The sequence below is a fragment of the Bacillus sp. FSL R5-0585 genome (assembly GCF_038004545.1).
GTDB classification, from domain to species: Bacteria; Bacillota; Bacilli; order Bacillales; family Bacillaceae_G; genus Bacillus_A; species Bacillus_A cereus.
On record NZ_JBBORJ010000001.1, the window covers coordinates 3,717,862 to 3,735,755 of the forward strand.

The following is a 17,894-nucleotide window of genomic DNA, read 5'->3' on the forward strand; positions in this document are numbered from 1 at the left end:
CTTTTTATTCTTCTTCGTTTACGTGTTCAAACGCTTGCTCGAAGATATGAATTACGTGCTGGTCAGCTAACGAATAATAAACAACCTTTCCTTCTTTACGATTCTTCACAAGTTTCGCTTGCTTTAACACACGAAGCTGATGCGAAATAGATGATTGTGTCATTCCTAATAAATAAGCTAAATCACAAACGCACATTTCAGCTTCAAATAGCGCATGTAATATTCTCGTACGTGTACGGTCACCTAATACTTTAAATAGTTCTGCTACTTTACTTAAACTTTCATCAGTTGGAATTGTTTGTTTTACTTGCTCTACAACTTCTTCATGAATTATCGTTTGAGAACATGTCTCTTGTGGTGTTTCTACTTTATTTCCAGCCATTATAGCTCACCTCTTTAATTGAACATATGAACAACCATTCATATATCTTATACTCTTATTATATGAGCGCCTACTCATATGTGTCAATGAAATCTGAATTTTTTTTATGAACATTCCGTTCACATTTTAATAAGTCGTATACATATTTTCCGCACCCTCTATATTCTCATACAAAAAAGGATGCACAATTCGCACACCCCTTTTTACTTACTTTTCATTTTCACCGCATCCACAATTAAAGAAACAAATCCTAACTGATTATCCCGATTTCTATGGTCAAAACGTTTCGAACGATAAATAAATCCATCTTTCTCATTCCAATCATTATAGTGAAACTTACCATTCTCATCACAGTATTCTAAGAGCCTCACTTGAAAACCTGCTGATTCAAACATGGACGTGATTGTTTTATAGTTATGAACAATTTTATGGCTTGCTGCAGGATGATCTAATGGACCAGGTCCACCTACTTGTACCCCTTGTTGATATTCTTCATCTGGAAAAAATGCATCTGGTACTGCACAACGAATATATCCATTCTCCATTAAAAACTCATAACAAATTTTTGCAGCTTCAATTCCTTCTTCATATGATAAATGCTCCCATACATGTTCTGCCAAAATTACTGATAAAGAATTAGGTTGAAATTTATCAAGCCAAGTTTCTCTCCGTAATAAATTTAATTCTTCTTCATTCGTATGTAACCAACCAGGGTTATTATTATAACCCTCTGCTCCAACTACAACTTTTGTTTCTTCCATTTTGCTCCCACCCTTTTTTCATATTCCGACATAAAAATTCAACAAAGTAATATACATTCCCTTTATTTCAACAAAAGAAAAAGCCTTGCGCGCTCCCTAGACGCACAAGGCTTACTATACTTATATCCCTTTTAATTAAGCTTTTAATTAGCTTGTTCTAAATTATCCTGCGAACTTCCATCGTCTTTTAAATGACTATGTTTTTTCGAATAAACAAAGTATACAACTACTCCAATTGCTAACCAAGCACCGAAGTACATCCATGTTTTTAATGGTAGATTTACCATTAAGAATAGACAACATGCAATCGAAATAATCGGTAAGATCGGTACAAGTGGTACCATAAATCCACGTTGTAATTTTGGATGTGTTTTACGAAGAATAATAACTGACACACCAACCATCGCAAATGTTAACAACGCTCCAATATTCGCTAAATTCGACAATTCTTTTAAATCGATAAATCCAGCAATTAAAGCACTACCAATTCCTGTTAACCAAACTGTAAATGTTGGCGCTTCTGTCTTTTTATTAATTTTCGCGAAAGATTCTGGCAATAAACCGTCACGGCTCATCGCAAAGAATACACGTGTCGTTGCATAAATGTAAGCAAAAATTACTGCCATAATACCAATTACAGCTCCAATTGCGATTATACCAGCTACTTTATCTTGTCCTACAACTTCTAACACATACGCCATCGCTTCCGGTACATCTAGCTCTTTATATGAAACCATACCCGTCATAACGAGACAAACTACAACATAAATGATTGTACAAATGACTAACGAAGCGATAATACCAATCGGTAGATCACGTTGCGGATTTTTTACTTCTTCAGCAGAAGTTGCTAATGCATCAAATCCTAAGAAAGCAAAGAATACTGCTGCTCCCCCCGCGAAAACTCCACTTAAACCGTACGGTGCAAATGGTATCCAGTTTTCTGGTTTCACGTAGAATACACCAACTGCAATGAATAAAACAACGATACCAATTTTAATTAATACCATTATGTTATTCACTCGTTTACTTTCTTTCGTACCTCTTGATAATAACCAAGTTATAACTAATGTAACGATAACTGCTGGTAAATTCACTATACCACCTTGAGACGGAATCGTTAGCAGTGCTTTTGGAATTTCAAGCCCTAATCCACTCACTAAGTTATGGAAGTAACCAGTCCATCCGCCAGCTACTGCGGCAGTCGTTACAACATATACGGATAGTAATGTCCATCCCATTAAATGAGCTACAAACTCACCAATTGTTGCATATGAGTATGTGTACACACTACCTGAAACAGGAAGTGTAGATGCAACCTCTGCGTAACATAATGCTGCAAATCCACAAACGATGGCTGCAATCATGAATGAAAAAATAACTGCTGGACCAGCATCTCTTGCTGCTACTAATCCAGTTAATACTAGAACTCCTGTACCAATTATCGCACCAATCCCTAGCATTGTTAGGTCAAATGCCCCTAGCGTTTTCGTCAAAGTTTTACTTTTACTTTCCCCTAACAATTGCGTAACGGATTTCTTTTTAAATAGGTTGGCCACGATGTATGCCCCCTTTTGCCAAGAAGAGCTAAGAGATCTTCACTCTTAGCTCTTATCATGTTGTTTTATATATTGTTCGATTTTGTTTTGTATAATGCTTCTATTAGCAAGATACTGTTTCTGCTTCTAATAATTCTTTAGCACCTTTGTACTCTACACCGTGAGCTTCTGCAACTGCTTCGAATGTTACATAGCCATCTAATGTGTTAATACCTTTTAGTAATGCAGTGTTACCTAGGCAAGCTTCTTTGTAGCCTTTGTTAGCAATTTGTACTGCATATGGTACTGTTACGTTTGTTAATGCAAGAGTTGATGTACGTGGAACCGCACCTGGCATGTTTGCAACTGCATAATGAACAACGCCGTGTTTTTCGTAAGTTGGGTTATCATGAGTTGTAATACGGTCAGTTGTTTCGAAAATACCACCTTGGTCAATCGCGATATCTACAACAACAGAACCTGGTTCCATTGATTTAATCATTTCTTCTGTTACAAGTTTTGGAGCTTTTGCACCTGGGATTAATACTGCACCGATTACAAGATCAGACTCTTTAACAGCTTCTGCAATATTGTAAGGATTAGACATTAAAGTTTTTACTTGGTTTCCGAAAATGTCATCTAATTGACGAAGACGTTCTGCACTTAAGTCGATGATTGTTACATCCGCACCTAGTCCAACTGCAATTTTAGCAGCATTTGTACCAGCTTGTCCACCACCGATGATTGTTACTTTACCACGTTTAACCCCTGGAACACCTGCAAGTAAGATACCTTTACCGCCTTTGTTTTTCTCAAGGAATTGTGCACCAATTTGTGCAGCCATACGACCAGCTACTTCACTCATAGGCGCAAGTAATGGTAATGAACGGTTTTCTAATTGTACTGTTTCATACGCGATAGAAACAACTTTTTTCTCGATTAAAGCTTTTGTTAATTCTGGCTCTGGAGCTAAGTGTAAGTATGTGAACAAGATTAAGCCTTCACTGAAGTGTTTGTATTCGCTTTCAATTGGTTCCTTAACTTTCATAACCATTTCCATATTCCAAGCTTCTTCAGCTGTATCAACAATTTTTGCTCCCGCTTCAACATACTGAGCATCTGTGAAACCAGACCCTAAACCTGCACCCTTTTGAATGAATACTTCGTGATTGTTACGAATTAAATGTACAACACCTGCTGGTGTCATTGCCACACGGTTTTCGTTGTTTTTAATTTCTGCTGGTACCCCAATACGCATAATGAAATGCCCCCTTATAATTAACAGAAAAAAGAGATTCTTTTTTCTTTTTGTAATAATTAATAACTTATGTCCTTATTCTAGCATAACTTAAAAGTTATGAAAACGCTAACATATCATTTTCCTAAAGTTTTTATATTTAGAATAGTGTAAATATATAAAACATTGATTCTATTAGGGGTTTCGTGTCATTCCATTATCTTTCACTCTATTTTTATTATACTGCTTCAAAATAAACAGCAATCATTTATTATTTGACAATAATGTAACAATGTAAGAAACCTAAGCGATAACGTATACATATACAGTTATTACTTTACTCAATACTTTAGAGATATATTCTTTTTACAAAAAAACAGCTGCTAGCATTTAGCTAGCAGCTGGGTAACTTATAAATAACTTAGAAAATAAATCATCTGTCGTTTCAGTAATTTTATCAAACAGATCACTTTCTTCCGCTTCTTGCTCTTTTAACATCTTAATTGTTTCACGTGCATCTTCAGGGTAATCGGTTATAATACCATCTACGTTTAACTTATAATATGCCTTTAAATTTTCCATATCATTTACTGTCCATACGTAAATTGGTTTGTTTAACTTCCTTGCTTCTTTTACTAATTTCTTATTTAACATATATTCTTCTGCTACGTAAAAGTCAGCCTTCACATTCTTTAAGTTAGCTCTACTTGCATACAGTATATACCCTACTTTTATATCTGGATTTGCACGCTTAAACTCTTTAATAAGTGGATAGTGTAACGTTTGAATTACACATTGCTTCTCAAATTCATTATCTTTAATCGCTTTTAAGACTTTGTTTACAAAATCTTTTTCGCCCCCATGAAGCTTCACTTCTATATTAAGTTTGATTTTGCCATTTGCTAGCTTAATGATTTCATCAAGTGTACTTATTTGTCCTGAAAGTCCATCTTGACTAAGGGTAAGCTGCCTTAACTCCGCCATCGTTAAATCTGACACATGCACATTGGCATTTGCGAGACGTTTCAGCTTCAAATCATGTATAACCGCTAGTTCACCGTCTTTCGTTTGTAATACATCTATTTCAGCGTAGTCTGCTTTTGCATCAATAGCACCTTGCACAGCTTCTTTCGTATTTTCTACGCCTTTTGATATATACCCGCGGTGCGCCATAATAATCGGTTCTTTATACGAATTTGAAATAAACGTTACAATGAAGGCAACGACCATTCCCGCAGTAATAATTCCTACAATGTATACGCCAATGAATTTCCAACGATGTTTTTGGAAGAAACATTTATCTGCTTTCGTTTTCGAATAATCTAATCCTTCTTCTAATAAAACATCCTCAACTGGAACCTTTTGTAAGTATAATCGCGTAATCGCCATAATATAAAATGGCGTCACGATAAAGCTGAATAAATACAATGTACTCGTTAAAAATACAGAAATCGTTGATTCAGCTAATAATGCAAATGTTCCTTTCGGGTTTGTAAATTCATAAACACCCCATAGGCACAATAAATACATTCCCAAAAACACGACATATACAATTCCAATTGAGATAAAAAATCCTACTAAAAAGAATAGTACTTTAAAAAAGCTTTCCTTTACTAAAGTTGCACTTTTACGTGCTGCCACGCGAAATGGTTTTTGCTCTAAAACAACAATAGGTAGAACGAAAATCCATCGAAGATTCAAATACGCGACTACAGCAAAGAACGTGTAATAACCAACTTGTCCCATCGTTGTCTTAAACAGTTCTCCTGTAATAAAGTTAGGAATTTGAATTTGCGGGATTAATGCCGTTTCATATCCCATATTTAAAAGAGGCAACAATACGACAGCATATAAAATAAATCCTGGTAAGCAATATGTGAAAAGAGTAGGTAAATACGTTACCGTTTTATATAAAATCGGACGTAATTTCACCTTCTGTCTTTTATGAGCGAAATACGAAATAATAATAAGCACCGCAAATTCTGTAAAGATAAGAAACAGTGCTAACAATGATAAAATTACGATTGCTAAGATGCCATAAGGCGTCTTTAAAAACGCTAATAATTCATCATTTGTCGCATTTGCATAACCACCAAAATACAATAACTTATTAAAAATAATTCCAAATAGTGGAACAAACACAATCGCTGCTAATAATTTATAAGCAAGTTGAAAAGTTAATACATTCCAAAAAGCAAATTTAACTGTTTGAAAGGAATGTCTCATTACTCCTGGTATAGATAGTTTTTTACGGTGTTGCATATATTCCTCCAAATTCTAAAACGGTATTTGAGATGGATTCCATATTTCCAGTCCTAATCCATCTTTTTAATAATAATATATTCCGCTTAACATGAACACTCTTATACATATAATGAAAAAAGTGATGGCTACTTCCCATCACTTTTTCATTTATTCTATTTTTTCTCTAGCCCTTGTCCAAATGCTTTCAAGAAGCTAAAACCGAATGTAATAGCTCTATTGATATCTGGATCTTTTAATACTTTAAAGAAATCCATCACTTTTGTTTTTTTACCACTATTTAATTCATCTGTTGCAAATTGCAATCCTGTAACTAAACTTGACGTAATTTGCTTCGTTATTTCTGGGTCAACTGAAGATAACGCTTCTCCTGCCCCCATCATATTGTTGAGTGCATTTTTAACTGGTTCACGATTTAGTTGCTCCACAGCGATTTTTGAAACATCTTCCTTCGCAGCAAGTAAACTAATTGCCGCATCTAATATACCAGCCTTCTGCAACTGTGCTAAAAGCTGCATCGTTTCTTCTACTGCTTCACGATTATTAGATAGCTCATTTAGAAGTTCATCTGCTACTTGCTGTTTCTGTTCTTCCTCTGTTACAACTTTCTTTTTAATTACAGTAATTTCTTTCGCCACTATCTCCGCCCCCTAGTCCACAAGTGATACGTATTGTTTTCTTTGCCACTTTTGCTCGATTTCAACACCGTTTTGCGGATTACGCTTTTTATCTCTCGGGTTTGAAGATGGTAACGGACGATTCCCTTTTTCACGTAATACACGCATCTTTACCATCGTTTGTTTGTACGCTGGTGTACACGTATAAAGATCTGTCGCCGTTCCAGTTAAAATATTGATTGCCTCTTCATTTACCGTTGCATGCATCGGTAAATATAGCTCTTTCCCCGTTACACGATCTGTAACAAGTGCCTGTACTTTAATTTTCCCAAATGGTGATGCTAATTCTACAAGGCCACCATCTTTCACATTGCGCTCTAGGGCAAGTTCAGGCGAGATTTCAACGAACACTTCAGATACTTTAGATAAAATACCAGCCGATTTATTCGTCATATTCCCTTCGTGGAAATGTTCTAACATACGACCATTATTTAAAAGTAAATCATACTCATCTGGCGCTACAACTGGTGGTACCCATTCATCTAATGATAGACGAGCTAGTTTATCCTGGAAGTTAAATCCGTCCACATATAATAGCGGTGTATCGCTACCATCATGGCTACCCCAACATAAACTATTCCATCCTTCTAAACGATCGTATGTTGCCTGAGAATATAAAGGTGCAAGCGATGCAATTTCATCCATGATTTCACTTGGACTTTCATAATTCCAGTCCCCGCCAAGCGCACGAGCTACTTTTTGTAAAATCCACCAGTCTGGCTTTGAATCACCAAGCGGCTTCAATACTTCATATAATCTTTGAATACGGCGCTCTGTATTCGTAAATGTTCCCTCTTTTTCTAAGCTTGGTGCTGCCGGTAAAATAACATCAGCAAAACGAGCTGTTTTCGATAAGAACATATCTTGAACAACAAGGAAATCTAAATTCGCTAAAATATGTTGTACATGGTTGGCATTCGAATCTACTAAAGCCATTTCTTCACCCATAACATACATACCACGCAGTTTTCCTTCATCTGCTGCCAGTAACATTGCAATATTATTTAAGCCTGGTGCTTTCGGAATTGTAGTACCGTATGCTTTTTCAAATTTCGCACGGAGCGCATCATCTGAAACCGCTTGGTAACCTGGAAGCCAGTTTGGTAATGTTGCCATATCACAAGCGCCTTGTACGTTATTATGTCCGCGTAATGGGTATGCTCCTGCACCAGGACGACGATAGTTACCTGTAACAAGCAATAGATTTGAAATTGCTGCTGAAGTTGTACTTCCTCCAGTATTTTGAGTTACACCCATTCCCCAAAGTACACAAGTACCATCTGCTTCATATACCATACGTGCCATTTCTTTCAGATTTTCTTTCGAAATCCCCGTAATTTCTTCTGTATAATCAAGCGTATACTTTTCTACCATTTTGCTATATTCATCAAAATTCTTCACATTTTCAGCTATGAACTTTTTATCGTGCCAATCTTGATCAATAATATATTTCGTAATACCAGCGAGCCATACGTAATCAGTTCCTTGGCGCGGATGAATGAATAAATCCGCACGCTCTGCCATTTCATGTTTACGAAGATCCGCCACAATTAATTTTTGGTCATGTAATTTATGAGCACGTTTTACACGCGTTGCAAGTACAGGATGTCCTTCTGTCGGATTTGCTCCAACGATAATGACAAGGCCTGCTTCCGCAATATCTTTCACTGTTCCAGCGTCCCCGCCCATACCGACAGTTTTAAATAAACCGTCTGTTGCTGGAGATTGACAATAACGGGAACAGTTGTCTACATTATTCGTTCCATATATTTGACGGGCTAGTTTTTGCATAAGATAATTTTCTTCATTCGTTACTTTCGAAGAAGAAATAAAACCAAATGCATCACTTCCATATTCTGATTTAATATGCTGCATATTGGATGCAACAACTTCAAGAGCCTCTTCCCATGAAGCTTCAACAAACATATCTCCTTGGCGAATTAATGGCTTTGTAATACGATCTTCACTGTTTACAAAATCCCATCCAAATTTGCCTTTTACACATGTTGAAATACCGTTAACCGGCGCATCTGAAACAGGCTGTACTTTCAAAATGTGGCGGTCTTTCGTCCATACTTCAAATGAACAACCTACACCACAAAATGTACAAACTGTTTTTGTTTTATTCACTTTCGTCTTACGCATCGCAGCCTCTACTTCTGAAACTGCTAAAATACTACTATATCCAGGCTCTACATCCTTTACAAAATCAATCATCGGATCTAACACATCTGGTTTCAATCCAGTCATGAATCCGGCTTCACCCAGCATTGTTTTTTCCATTAACGCATTACATGGACATACTGTTACACATTGCCCGCAACTTACACAAGATGAGTCATTTATACTTACACCATTGTCCCATATAACACGTGGACGGTCTAAGCTCCAATCAATCGATATAGTTTCATTCACTTGTAAGTTTTGACATACTTCTACACACTGCCCACAAGCAATACATTGATTTGGATCATATCGATAAAATGGATGTGACATATCCACTTCACACGCACTTACTTTTGGCTCATACGGATATTTCTGTTCCTCAATTCCCATCATATGTACTGTATTGTGGACTTTACAGTTACCATTATTGTTATCACAAACGGTACAATACAGTAGATGATTCTCTAATATTCGATCCATTGCCTCAGTCTGTGCCTCTTTTGCACGCTGGGACTGCCTTTCGATATGCATACCGTTCTCTAATTTCGTTGAACAAGCACGCAATAACTTTCCATTTACTTCTACAATACACGTATCACAAGTTTGAATTGGATCTACTTCTGGTACATGACAAATTTGAGGATGTTCCAAATTACTCTCGTTAAATAATTGTAGTATCGTCTTTTCACCTGATGCAGAAAATTCTTTACCATCGACGGTTACACGGACTGTCTGTTCTGCCATAGTTTCCCCTCTCCTTACAACCAACTGTACAACACAATCATGAATCCGTTTTCAAAATCGCATTACTGTACATATTTTTGAAACGCTCTACCCAAATACTTTCTTATGAAGTGGATTCTAGATGTTATAAGGTATAACTACGAAAGCTTGAAAATATCACTATTCTACAGTTCTATTATATCGTACATATACAATAATAACCAAAATAATCTGTGATCTTCTTGTTAATAGGTGTTTTTATTTTTCCCATTGTTTTATGATAAATGTGGGAGAGAAATACATATAAAAGGGGAATTAAATATGGGGCCTACGCAAGAGACTTATACAATTGTACGTTATCAATCTGGTACATTTTCAAAACAACTTGATGAGATTGTTACAGAATCTCCTATTACTATTAAATTGAATGGTGAAGAATATGTAACAGTCGTATGCACACCAAATTATATTGAAGATATGGTAATTGGTTTTTTAATTTCTGAGGGGATTATTTCTTCCTATAACGATGTTGAAGAACTATGGGTTCAAAAAGATAACGGAATTGTCCATGTAAAATCCTCAAAAGTGAATCCGCTCTATCAAACTTTATATAATAAACGATACGTCACTTCTTGCTGCGGAAAAGGTAGACAAGGTTTTATTTTCGTAAACGATGCGGCAAAAGCAAAAGACTTACATGATATACATGTAAAAATTACTCCTGAAGAATGTTTTTACTTAATGAATACTTTACAACAATCTTCCACTACCTTTCGCCAAACTGGTGGTGTTCACAATACCGCGCTATGTGATCGAAATAATATCCTTCTATCAAGAATGGATATCGGAAGACATAATGCATTAGACAAAATATACGGTCATTGTTTACGCAATGATATATCTGTTAAAGGAAAAATTATCGCATTTAGCGGACGTATTTCATCTGAAATTTTACTCAAAGTTTCAAAAATCGGATGTGAAATTGTTCTATCTAAATCTGCCCCAACAAAATTAGCATTGCAACTTGCCCATGATTTAGGCATTACAGTCGTAGGGTTTATTAGAAATGACTCTTGTAATATTTACACACATCCAAAACGAATTGATGGCTATCAATCCAATGTTTAAAAAATAACTCCTCAATCGAGGAGTTATTTTAGTTATAAAAATGTAACATATTAAACACTTGAATAGTTAATAAAGTTAATATATAATTTCATTACATAATTAAAACAAAACATTGTAGCATATATCTTTTCATTCTTTTACAAATTAAAAGAGACTGCTAACAAAACACATACACACTCTTATAAAAGTAATGGATTTATTTTATTTGAAATCGACCAAGGAGGTTACAACTATGGAAATTCGCTTATTAACGACAGAGGACGCAGAAATATATTTAAAAGTTTGTATGGAAGGTTTAACGAAGAACCCGGAAGCTTTTAGCTCTTCCTATGAAGATGTTTTGAAACATGAGGATCCTGTAGCTGCTATGGCAAAACGATTAAGCAATCCGGATAAGTATACTCTAGGGGTCTTCAAAGATAACGATTTAATTGGTATCGCTACTTTAGAAACAAAGCCTTTCATTAAACAAGAACATAAAGCAAAAATTGGCTCCGTTTTTGTTTCCCCAAAAGCGCGTGGCCTTGGAGCAGGACGAGCTCTAATTAAAGCAATTATTGAAAATGCCGATAAATTACATGTAGAACAACTTATGCTCGATGTTGTAGTTGGTAACGATGCAGCAAAAAAATTATATGAGTCATTAGGTTTCCAAACTTACGGCGTACAAGAGCGTTCATTAAAACATAACGGTCAATATTGGGACGAGGAACATATGGTTCTGTTCTTAAATGATTAATACTTCAATATAGTTTTCCAAAAGCATCTTTTTATTAAGAAAGATGCTTTTTTCATTACAACAATGTAATCTTCATGTCACCTTTATCGATCGTACCAAACCTTTCCATTCATTATACTAAAAATATAAAGTGAAACTTTACTCAGTGAGGAACTACATCCCACGCTGATCGCATGTACTTGATATGTAGAGGAGAATGTGACATGAAACAAAACAAACGAGCTATGCTTTTAATATTTACTACAGCAATTGTAACTTCTGGATTAGCAATTTTACCTTGGTTTATTATATGAACACTCCCCCTAACAATGAAAAAAGCTGATTGCTTCTTAAGAAGCAATCAGCTTTTTTTATATTATAAAATCCCCAAAATTTTATTTACGCAACTTATAATAATAACCATAGATACGGCAACGCACATGACAACCGTATTACGATCTTGCTTTTCTTTTTTTGAAATTTCTTCTTTTGAATTCATGTGTATGATCTCCTTTTAAAAAAAGTGTGAGATAGGAAATTTTTCTTATCCGATGCGAGGTGAATACGAAAACCCTCTCTATCTCACATACACAATAGAATGGAATTGTCATTTTATAAATAAAATGACATGACGTTATGTCGCAACATAGGGTATTTTGTGTCGCTACGTTTTCTATTATAAAAAATAGTTGTGCAAAACTAGTGCATTTTTTATGTCAATTACTCTGAGCGAAAAAATCAGCCCTCCATTCAATCACATAAAAAGAGTTTTTTATTATTTTCATGTAAACTATACAAGTAGAATGAACAGTTTGGGGTGCACAAGATTATGGTAAAAATTTTATTAGTAGACGATGAAGAACGTATGTTACGATTATTAGATCTGTTCTTAAGCCCTCGCGGCTATTTTTGTATGAAAGCTACCTCTGGCCTTGAAGCACTAAAATTAATCGAACAAAAAGAATTCGATATTATTTTATTAGATGTTATGATGCCAAGTATGGATGGATGGGATACTTGCTATCAAATTCGTCAAATTTCCAACGTTCCTATCATTATGTTAACAGCTCGCAACCAAAACTACGATATGGTGAAAGGCCTCACGATGGGCGCAGATGATTATATTACAAAACCATTTGATGAGCATGTATTAGTCGCACGAATCGAGGCTATATTACGCCGTACAAAAAAAGATGGCTTTGTTAGTTTCAATGGTATTGAGTGGGATAAAACGAAACATACTGTCACAGTTTATGATGAAAAAATCTCATTAACTCCTATCGAATTTTCGTTACTCGGACTATTTTTACAAAATACAAACCGTGCTTATAGCCGAGATGATTTAATCGAAAAAATTTGGGGCTATGAAACAGATATCGAATATAGAACAATTGATTCACACATTCGTAATATCCGTGATAAACTACGCAAAAAAGGATTTCCTATTGAAGATTACCTAGAAACGGTCTATAAAGTCGGATATAAATGGAAAAGTGAATAATTACTTCGGTCAGTGGGAAATCGTATACCACTGACTCTTTATTATGAATAAGGTATGGTGAAAAAATGAGTAAACTTTCCCTTAAAATTGGGACATACTTTTTAATATTAGCTTTATGTATTGAAACAATTGCCTTCGTATCTTTTTATAAAAGCCTTTCAAAAATGCGTATTGTAGAGGAAACAGATGCTCTTTTAGAGAAAGGTAATCGCTATAGTAAAAAAATTAAAAGCCGCGAGAGACGGGATGAATATTATAAAGAAATGAAACACGCTGAACATAATAAAAATCCTAAACGTCCTGTGTACCCTGAGTTCGATATTACGAATGAGGCTGCACACTTAGTTGAATCGGAATCAATTTCTAACTCCGATATAGCTATCATTATTACTGACCATAACGGCAAAATTATTTCCACCTCAGAACCCGTAACAAAAGATATGCAAAAACAACTTACTTGTAAAACAGAAACTGTCCCAGACGGCGGATTGGTCGTTGAAAGGAACTGGAAAAAATCAAAGTTCATCACAACAGTAAGCCCACTTAACACAACAAAGTTTCAAGGAAAGCTATATATGTTATTAAAAACATCTTTCCTAGAAAATATGTTACTTAAACTCATGAACCAATTTCTTATCATTAGCGTTTTAACAATTATTTTAACAACAATTTCTGTCTTTGTTTTTTCACGCGTTATTACAGAACCACTTGTAAAAATGAAGAGAGCGACAGAAAAAATGTCAAAATTAAACAAGCCAATTCAATTAGGTATTAAACGAAATGATGAACTCGGAAGTTTAGCAAAAACAATTGAAGATTTATCGAGTGAACTTACGTATATGAAAAAAGAGCGCAATGAATTTCTCGCTAGTGTCGCTCATGAACTATTAACTCCATTGACCTATATGAAAGGTTATGCGAAGGTAGCAAAGAGAGACTCTTTAACAAAAGAGGAGCGAGAAGAATACTTACAAATTATTGAGGATGAAACGGATAGTGTAACCGATCTCGTCCAAGATTTATTTATGCTTGTACAATTAGAACAACACCAATTTGTTATAAAAAAACAAAAAGTGCTTCTTCAGCCATTTTTAGAACGAATGGTTGAAAAAACAAAAACAACATTAACAAATAAGCAAATGCAACTTCATGTATATTGCAAAGATGATTTAGAAGTTTGCATAGACGAAAGACGTATGGAACAAGTTATGTTAAATTTATTACACAACGCTTATCAACATTCGCCAGAAAACACATCTATTACGATACGTGTACTCATGGAAACAGATTCTTTTACAATAAGTGTACAAGATGAAGGTGAAGGTATTCCTGAAGAAGATATCCCGCATATTTTTGACCGTTTTTATCGTGTTGATAAATCCAGAACACGAGCTACAGGCGGAAAAGGCATCGGGCTAGCTGTTGCAAAAGAAATTGTAGAATTGCATAACGGTTCTATTCTAGTAACAAGCCAATTAGGAGCGGGAACAAACTTTATAATTGAGCTACCTTTTGAATAATATGCGTGTGAAAACACCAGTAGTAGTAAACACTACTGGTGTTATTTTGTTCATAACAACAGCTCATATAAGCTAAGCTTTTGAAATTATTCTTATTTCAATATAAAATAAAGGTACATTTGCAAAGATTTGGAGGGTGATATAATTGGATATCCATGTATTAACAAAAGACGAAGCAGAAATTTACTTAGAACTTCGCGTAGAAGGATTAAAGCAAAACCCTGAAGCATTCAGCTCTTCTTATGAAGATATTATTAATAAAGAGTGTGCGATTGAATATAAAGCACAAAAATTAGCACAAGACGAAAACTATACGCTAGGTGCATTTAAAGATGGAAAATTAATCGGGGTTGCAACACTGGAAACGAAACCATATGTAAAACAAGAACATAAAGCTAAAATCGGTTCTGTATATGTATCTCCAAAAGCACGCGGACTTGGAGCAGGAAAAGCACTTATTAAAGAATGTCTTGAGCTTGCTAAATCTTTAGAAGTAGAACAAGTTATGCTTGATGTTGTTGTTGGCAACGATGGAGCGAAAAAACTTTATGAATCATTAGGTTTTAAAACATTCGGTGTACAAGAACGTTCATTAAAATATAACGGACAATATTGGGACGAAGAGCATATGGTCTTATTCTTAGATGAAAATAAATAATAAAAAACATCCTCATGTTTGGAGGATGTTTTTTACTTTCTTGTAAACCATGCCGTGTGTAATAATTGAATCGCTTTCGCAATCTCACCCTCTGATAATATCGCAAACCCAAGTAAAACTACATTCTCAGGCGCCGTACCGTCTTTATAGTACGTAGACACAGGATATATTTTGATACTATGTTTCGCAGCTTCTTGAATTAATTCTTCTTCCCGCATTCCATTATGCACTTTTAATAAAATGTGTAATCCCGAATCTTCTCCTATCACTTCAACACGATTAGAGAAATACTTCTCTATTTCAAAAACAAGTCGATCTCTCTTCTTTCGGTAGACGACACGCATTTTATGAATATGTTTTTCCCAATAGCCTTCATTTAAAAATCTTCTAATCACTTCTTGGTCCATTCTTGAAACACTTTGTGTATAAAATAAATATTGCTGTTGATACTTTTTAATTAATTTCTTCGGCAACACCATATAGCTCATCCGTAGCGATGGCAATAATGCTTTAGATAGCGTCCCCATATAAATAACTTTCCCCTCTGTATCTAACCCTTGCAGCGCCGGTATAGGCTTTCCAGAATAGCGAAATTCACTATCGTAATCATCTTCAATAATATACCTGCTCTCTTCTTTCTTTGCCCATTGTAAAAGCTGCATCCTTCTCGTAATAGGCATAATCATTCCATATGGAAACTGATGGGAAGGTGTAACAAATACAACATTCGCATTGCTATTTTCTAAATCTGCAATACAAATTCCATCTCTATCTAAAGATAACATTTGGACTCTTGCTTCTCCCTGTTCAAAAACAACCATCTTTCTATGATACCCTGGGTTTTCAACTGCATAATTGCTTCCCTTTAACAATTGAAACAATAGTTTCACTAATATTTGTGTTCCCGCTCCTAATACAATTTGACTAGCTGAACAACGTACACCTCTAGATTCATACAAATAATTCGTAATCTCTTCTCTTAAGCTCGCTTCTCCTTGAGGGTGTCCTAGAAAGAGAAGTTCGTTATTATGCGGCTGCCATATTTCATTTACAATTTTCCGATACATATTGAATGGAAAAGCATTTGTATCAATTCCTGTTTGTGTAAAATCAAATTTATAACTCTTCTCCTGAAACGGTACTTCTTCTATTCTATCTCCGCTATCCTCTATATGAACCATTTGCTCAATCTTACATACAAAATAACCTTTTCTCGATATCGACTCAATATAACCTTCTGCAAGTAATTGTTCGTACGCTGCCTCTACTGTATTTTTACTTACTTGTAAATGTATCGCTAACTTTCGCTTAGCCGGTAATTTCGTAAAAGGGACAATTGATCCATCTTTAATCTCTTTTTTTATATACTCATACAATTGCACATATAATGCCTTTTTACTATTCATATTTAAATTAGGCGTTAATTCTAACATAGCATCTGACCCCTTAATAAAACTAAAATCTGATACTTTTTACAGTACCAGAAGTTATATATAATTCCTTTTATCATGTCACACATAAAAAATCAAATACTGGAGAGGAGAAACATGATAATGAACAATGGTAGACGTATCGGACTCATTATGATTATTACAGGGGCTACATTATGGGGATTATCTGGTCCAATGATTCAGTGGCTATTTCAACATACTAATGTATCCTCAATTGATTTTTTAACAATTCGATTGTTGCTTGCAGGAATATTTATTTTGTCTTTCTTACTTATAAAGAAACAAAACATATTTCAAATTTGGAAACACCCTAGATATTCTATACAACTTATTATTTTCTCTATTCTCGGCATGCTCGGTGCGCAATACGCCTTTATCGAAACGGTTCATATTAGTAATGCAGTCACAGCAACGCTATTTCAATTTCTAGGTCCTGTTCTTATTACCATGTATGTTGCATTTGAACAAAGAAAATTCCCTGCTTCCATGCAACTATTCGCAATTATAGCCGCGCTAATAGGAACATACTTTATTATTACAAATGGCTCAATTGAAAATATTGTTTTATCCAAAGAAGCTATTATTTTTGGACTATTAACAGCAATCGGATTTGCATTTTATACCCTTCATCCGGCTTCTCTCATTAAAGAATGCGGGACAACTGTAGTAATTGGTTGGGGGATGTTAATCGGAGGAATTGCACTACTTATTTATAATCGTTCATTCGGGTGGAATCAATTTTCACAAACCCTTACACTAAAAACTTTTTCTACGCTTATTCTTATCATTATTAGTGGTACCCTTTCTTTCCTTCTATATATCGGTAGTCTTAAATATTTAGCAGCAACAGAAACAAGCATTTTATCTAGCATTGAACCCCTTGTAGCTGCCATCGTTTCAATCACTTGGCTAAATGAATCTTTTGGAACATATCAATTATTAGGCGGCGTATGTATCGTTCTGTCCGTTATTTTTTTGACGCTGCCTCAAAAAGAAACCGAACCAACCTATACAACGGAACAAATATAAAATGAAACTTTAATTAGTGGGGACTATCTCCCACTAATTATTAACCTACACCAATCGGGCTTTTACGTGATAAAAATGTCAAAAGAGGTCGTACAAAACTTACGACCTCTTTTTATACTTTAAAGGAATTGTCCCGCCTTCTA

The 17,894-nt window shown here is 35.1% G+C and carries 15 protein-coding genes; 6 read left to right on the forward strand and 9 right to left on the reverse strand.

Annotated features, from left to right (window positions below):
* Positions 1–4 precede the first annotated feature (4 nt).
* From MKY38_RS19250 to fdhF, 7 genes are all read right to left on the reverse strand, one after another.
* Positions 5–382 (reverse strand): ArsR/SmtB family transcription factor, encoded by a 378-nt coding sequence (locus tag MKY38_RS19250; protein ID WP_000918378.1) that lies wholly within the window; start codon positions 380–382, stop codon positions 5–7.
* A 203-nt stretch (positions 383–585) separates the two neighbouring features.
* Positions 586–1,143: a class I SAM-dependent methyltransferase gene (locus MKY38_RS19255; RefSeq protein WP_000393177.1), complete on the reverse strand. Its 558-nt coding sequence runs from the start codon at positions 1,141–1,143 to the stop codon at positions 586–588.
* Between the two features lie 143 nt (positions 1,144–1,286).
* A complete protein-coding gene (locus MKY38_RS19260) occupies positions 1,287–2,702 on the reverse strand; it encodes an amino acid permease (RefSeq protein ID WP_001284887.1) in 1,416 nt (471 codons plus the stop codon).
* Between the two features lie 103 nt (positions 2,703–2,805).
* Entirely contained in the window at positions 2,806–3,939 is a 1,134-nt protein-coding gene (ald, locus tag MKY38_RS19265; RefSeq protein ID WP_001219744.1) for an alanine dehydrogenase, read from the reverse strand.
* 369 nt (positions 3,940–4,308) lie between these two features.
* Positions 4,309–6,180 carry a glycerophosphodiester phosphodiesterase gene (locus tag MKY38_RS19270; protein WP_065223314.1) on the reverse strand — a complete coding sequence of 624 codons (1,872 nt, stop codon included), beginning with the start codon at positions 6,178–6,180 and terminating at the stop codon, positions 4,309–4,311.
* A 155-nt stretch (positions 6,181–6,335) separates the two neighbouring features.
* Complete coding sequence (locus tag MKY38_RS19275) at positions 6,336–6,818, reverse strand: DUF1641 domain-containing protein (RefSeq protein WP_001040540.1); 483 nt, start codon at positions 6,816–6,818, stop codon at positions 6,336–6,338.
* A 12-nt stretch (positions 6,819–6,830) separates the two neighbouring features.
* Positions 6,831–9,767: a formate dehydrogenase subunit alpha gene (gene fdhF, locus MKY38_RS19280; RefSeq protein ID WP_065223315.1), complete on the reverse strand. Its 2,937-nt coding sequence runs from the start codon at positions 9,765–9,767 to the stop codon at positions 6,831–6,833.
* Positions 9,768–10,067: 300 nt separating this feature from the next.
* Between fdhF and fdhD the strand changes: the two genes are divergently transcribed.
* Together fdhD and MKY38_RS19290 are read left to right on the forward strand one after the other, a co-directional pair.
* Entirely contained in the window at positions 10,068–10,874 is an 807-nt protein-coding gene (gene fdhD / locus MKY38_RS19285; RefSeq protein ID WP_000529241.1) for a formate dehydrogenase accessory sulfurtransferase FdhD, read from the forward strand.
* A gap of 232 nt (positions 10,875–11,106) precedes the next feature.
* Positions 11,107–11,613: a GNAT family N-acetyltransferase gene (locus MKY38_RS19290; protein WP_000405875.1), complete on the forward strand. Its 507-nt coding sequence runs from the start codon at positions 11,107–11,109 to the stop codon at positions 11,611–11,613.
* Positions 11,614–11,968: 355 nt separating this feature from the next.
* Here the strand turns inward: MKY38_RS19290 and MKY38_RS19295 are convergent, their stop codons facing one another.
* Entirely contained in the window at positions 11,969–12,091 is a 123-nt protein-coding gene (locus MKY38_RS19295) for a hypothetical protein (protein WP_001085006.1), read from the reverse strand.
* 330 nt (positions 12,092–12,421) lie between these two features.
* On the opposite strand from MKY38_RS19295, the gene MKY38_RS19300 reads away from it, so the two are divergent.
* The 3 genes from MKY38_RS19300 to MKY38_RS19310 all read left to right on the forward strand — a co-directional run bounded on the left by MKY38_RS19300 (position 12,422) and on the right by MKY38_RS19310 (position 15,271).
* Positions 12,422–13,093, forward strand: coding sequence for a response regulator transcription factor (locus MKY38_RS19300; protein ID WP_000238957.1), 672 nt, complete (start codon positions 12,422–12,424; stop codon positions 13,091–13,093).
* Positions 13,094–13,158: 65 nt separating this feature from the next.
* Positions 13,159–14,613, forward strand: a complete 1,455-nt coding sequence (locus MKY38_RS19305) for a HAMP domain-containing sensor histidine kinase (protein ID WP_000041024.1) — start codon at positions 13,159–13,161, stop codon at positions 14,611–14,613.
* 145 nt (positions 14,614–14,758) lie between these two features.
* On the forward strand, positions 14,759–15,271 hold the full coding sequence (locus MKY38_RS19310; RefSeq protein ID WP_000351212.1) for a GNAT family N-acetyltransferase: 513 nt from the start codon (positions 14,759–14,761) through the stop codon (positions 15,269–15,271).
* Positions 15,272–15,303: 32 nt separating this feature from the next.
* Here the strand turns inward: MKY38_RS19310 and pdxR are convergent, their stop codons facing one another.
* The gene (pdxR, locus tag MKY38_RS19315; RefSeq protein ID WP_065223316.1) at positions 15,304–16,704 is read right to left on the reverse strand and encodes a MocR-like pyridoxine biosynthesis transcription factor PdxR; all 1,401 of its coding nucleotides are present in this window, start codon (positions 16,702–16,704) and stop codon (positions 15,304–15,306) included.
* 120 nt (positions 16,705–16,824) lie between these two features.
* Between pdxR and MKY38_RS19320 the strand changes: the two genes are divergently transcribed.
* Entirely contained in the window at positions 16,825–17,751 is a 927-nt protein-coding gene (locus MKY38_RS19320; RefSeq protein ID WP_065223317.1) for a DMT family transporter, read from the forward strand.
* Positions 17,752–17,894 lie beyond the last annotated feature (143 nt).

What these genes read in the sequence shown, in the direction of transcription:
- MKY38_RS19250 (WP_000918378.1), bottom strand. Translation starts at nt 382, where the DNA reads ATGGCTGGAAATAAAGTAGAAACACCACAAGAGACATGTTCTCAAACG.
- MKY38_RS19255 (WP_000393177.1), bottom strand. Translation starts at nt 1,143, where the DNA reads ATGGAAGAAACAAAAGTTGTAGTTGGAGCAGAGGGTTATAATAATAAC.
- ald (WP_001219744.1), bottom strand. Translation starts at nt 3,939, where the DNA reads ATGCGTATTGGGGTACCAGCAGAAATTAAAAACAACGAAAACCGTGTG.
- MKY38_RS19270 (WP_065223314.1), bottom strand. Translation starts at nt 6,180, where the DNA reads ATGCAACACCGTAAAAAACTATCTATACCAGGAGTAATGAGACATTCC.
- fdhF (WP_065223315.1), bottom strand. Translation starts at nt 9,767, where the DNA reads ATGGCAGAACAGACAGTCCGTGTAACCGTCGATGGTAAAGAATTTTCT.
- fdhD (WP_000529241.1), top strand. Translation starts at nt 10,068, where the DNA reads ATGGGGCCTACGCAAGAGACTTATACAATTGTACGTTATCAATCTGGT.
- MKY38_RS19290 (WP_000405875.1), top strand. Translation starts at nt 11,107, where the DNA reads ATGGAAATTCGCTTATTAACGACAGAGGACGCAGAAATATATTTAAAA.
- MKY38_RS19295 (WP_001085006.1), bottom strand. Translation starts at nt 12,091, where the DNA reads ATGAATTCAAAAGAAGAAATTTCAAAAAAAGAAAAGCAAGATCGTAAT.
- MKY38_RS19300 (WP_000238957.1), top strand. Translation starts at nt 12,422, where the DNA reads ATGGTAAAAATTTTATTAGTAGACGATGAAGAACGTATGTTACGATTA.
- MKY38_RS19305 (WP_000041024.1), top strand. Translation starts at nt 13,159, where the DNA reads ATGAGTAAACTTTCCCTTAAAATTGGGACATACTTTTTAATATTAGCT.
- pdxR (WP_065223316.1), bottom strand. Translation starts at nt 16,704, where the DNA reads ATGTTAGAATTAACGCCTAATTTAAATATGAATAGTAAAAAGGCATTA.
- MKY38_RS19320 (WP_065223317.1), top strand. Translation starts at nt 16,825, where the DNA reads ATGAACAATGGTAGACGTATCGGACTCATTATGATTATTACAGGGGCT.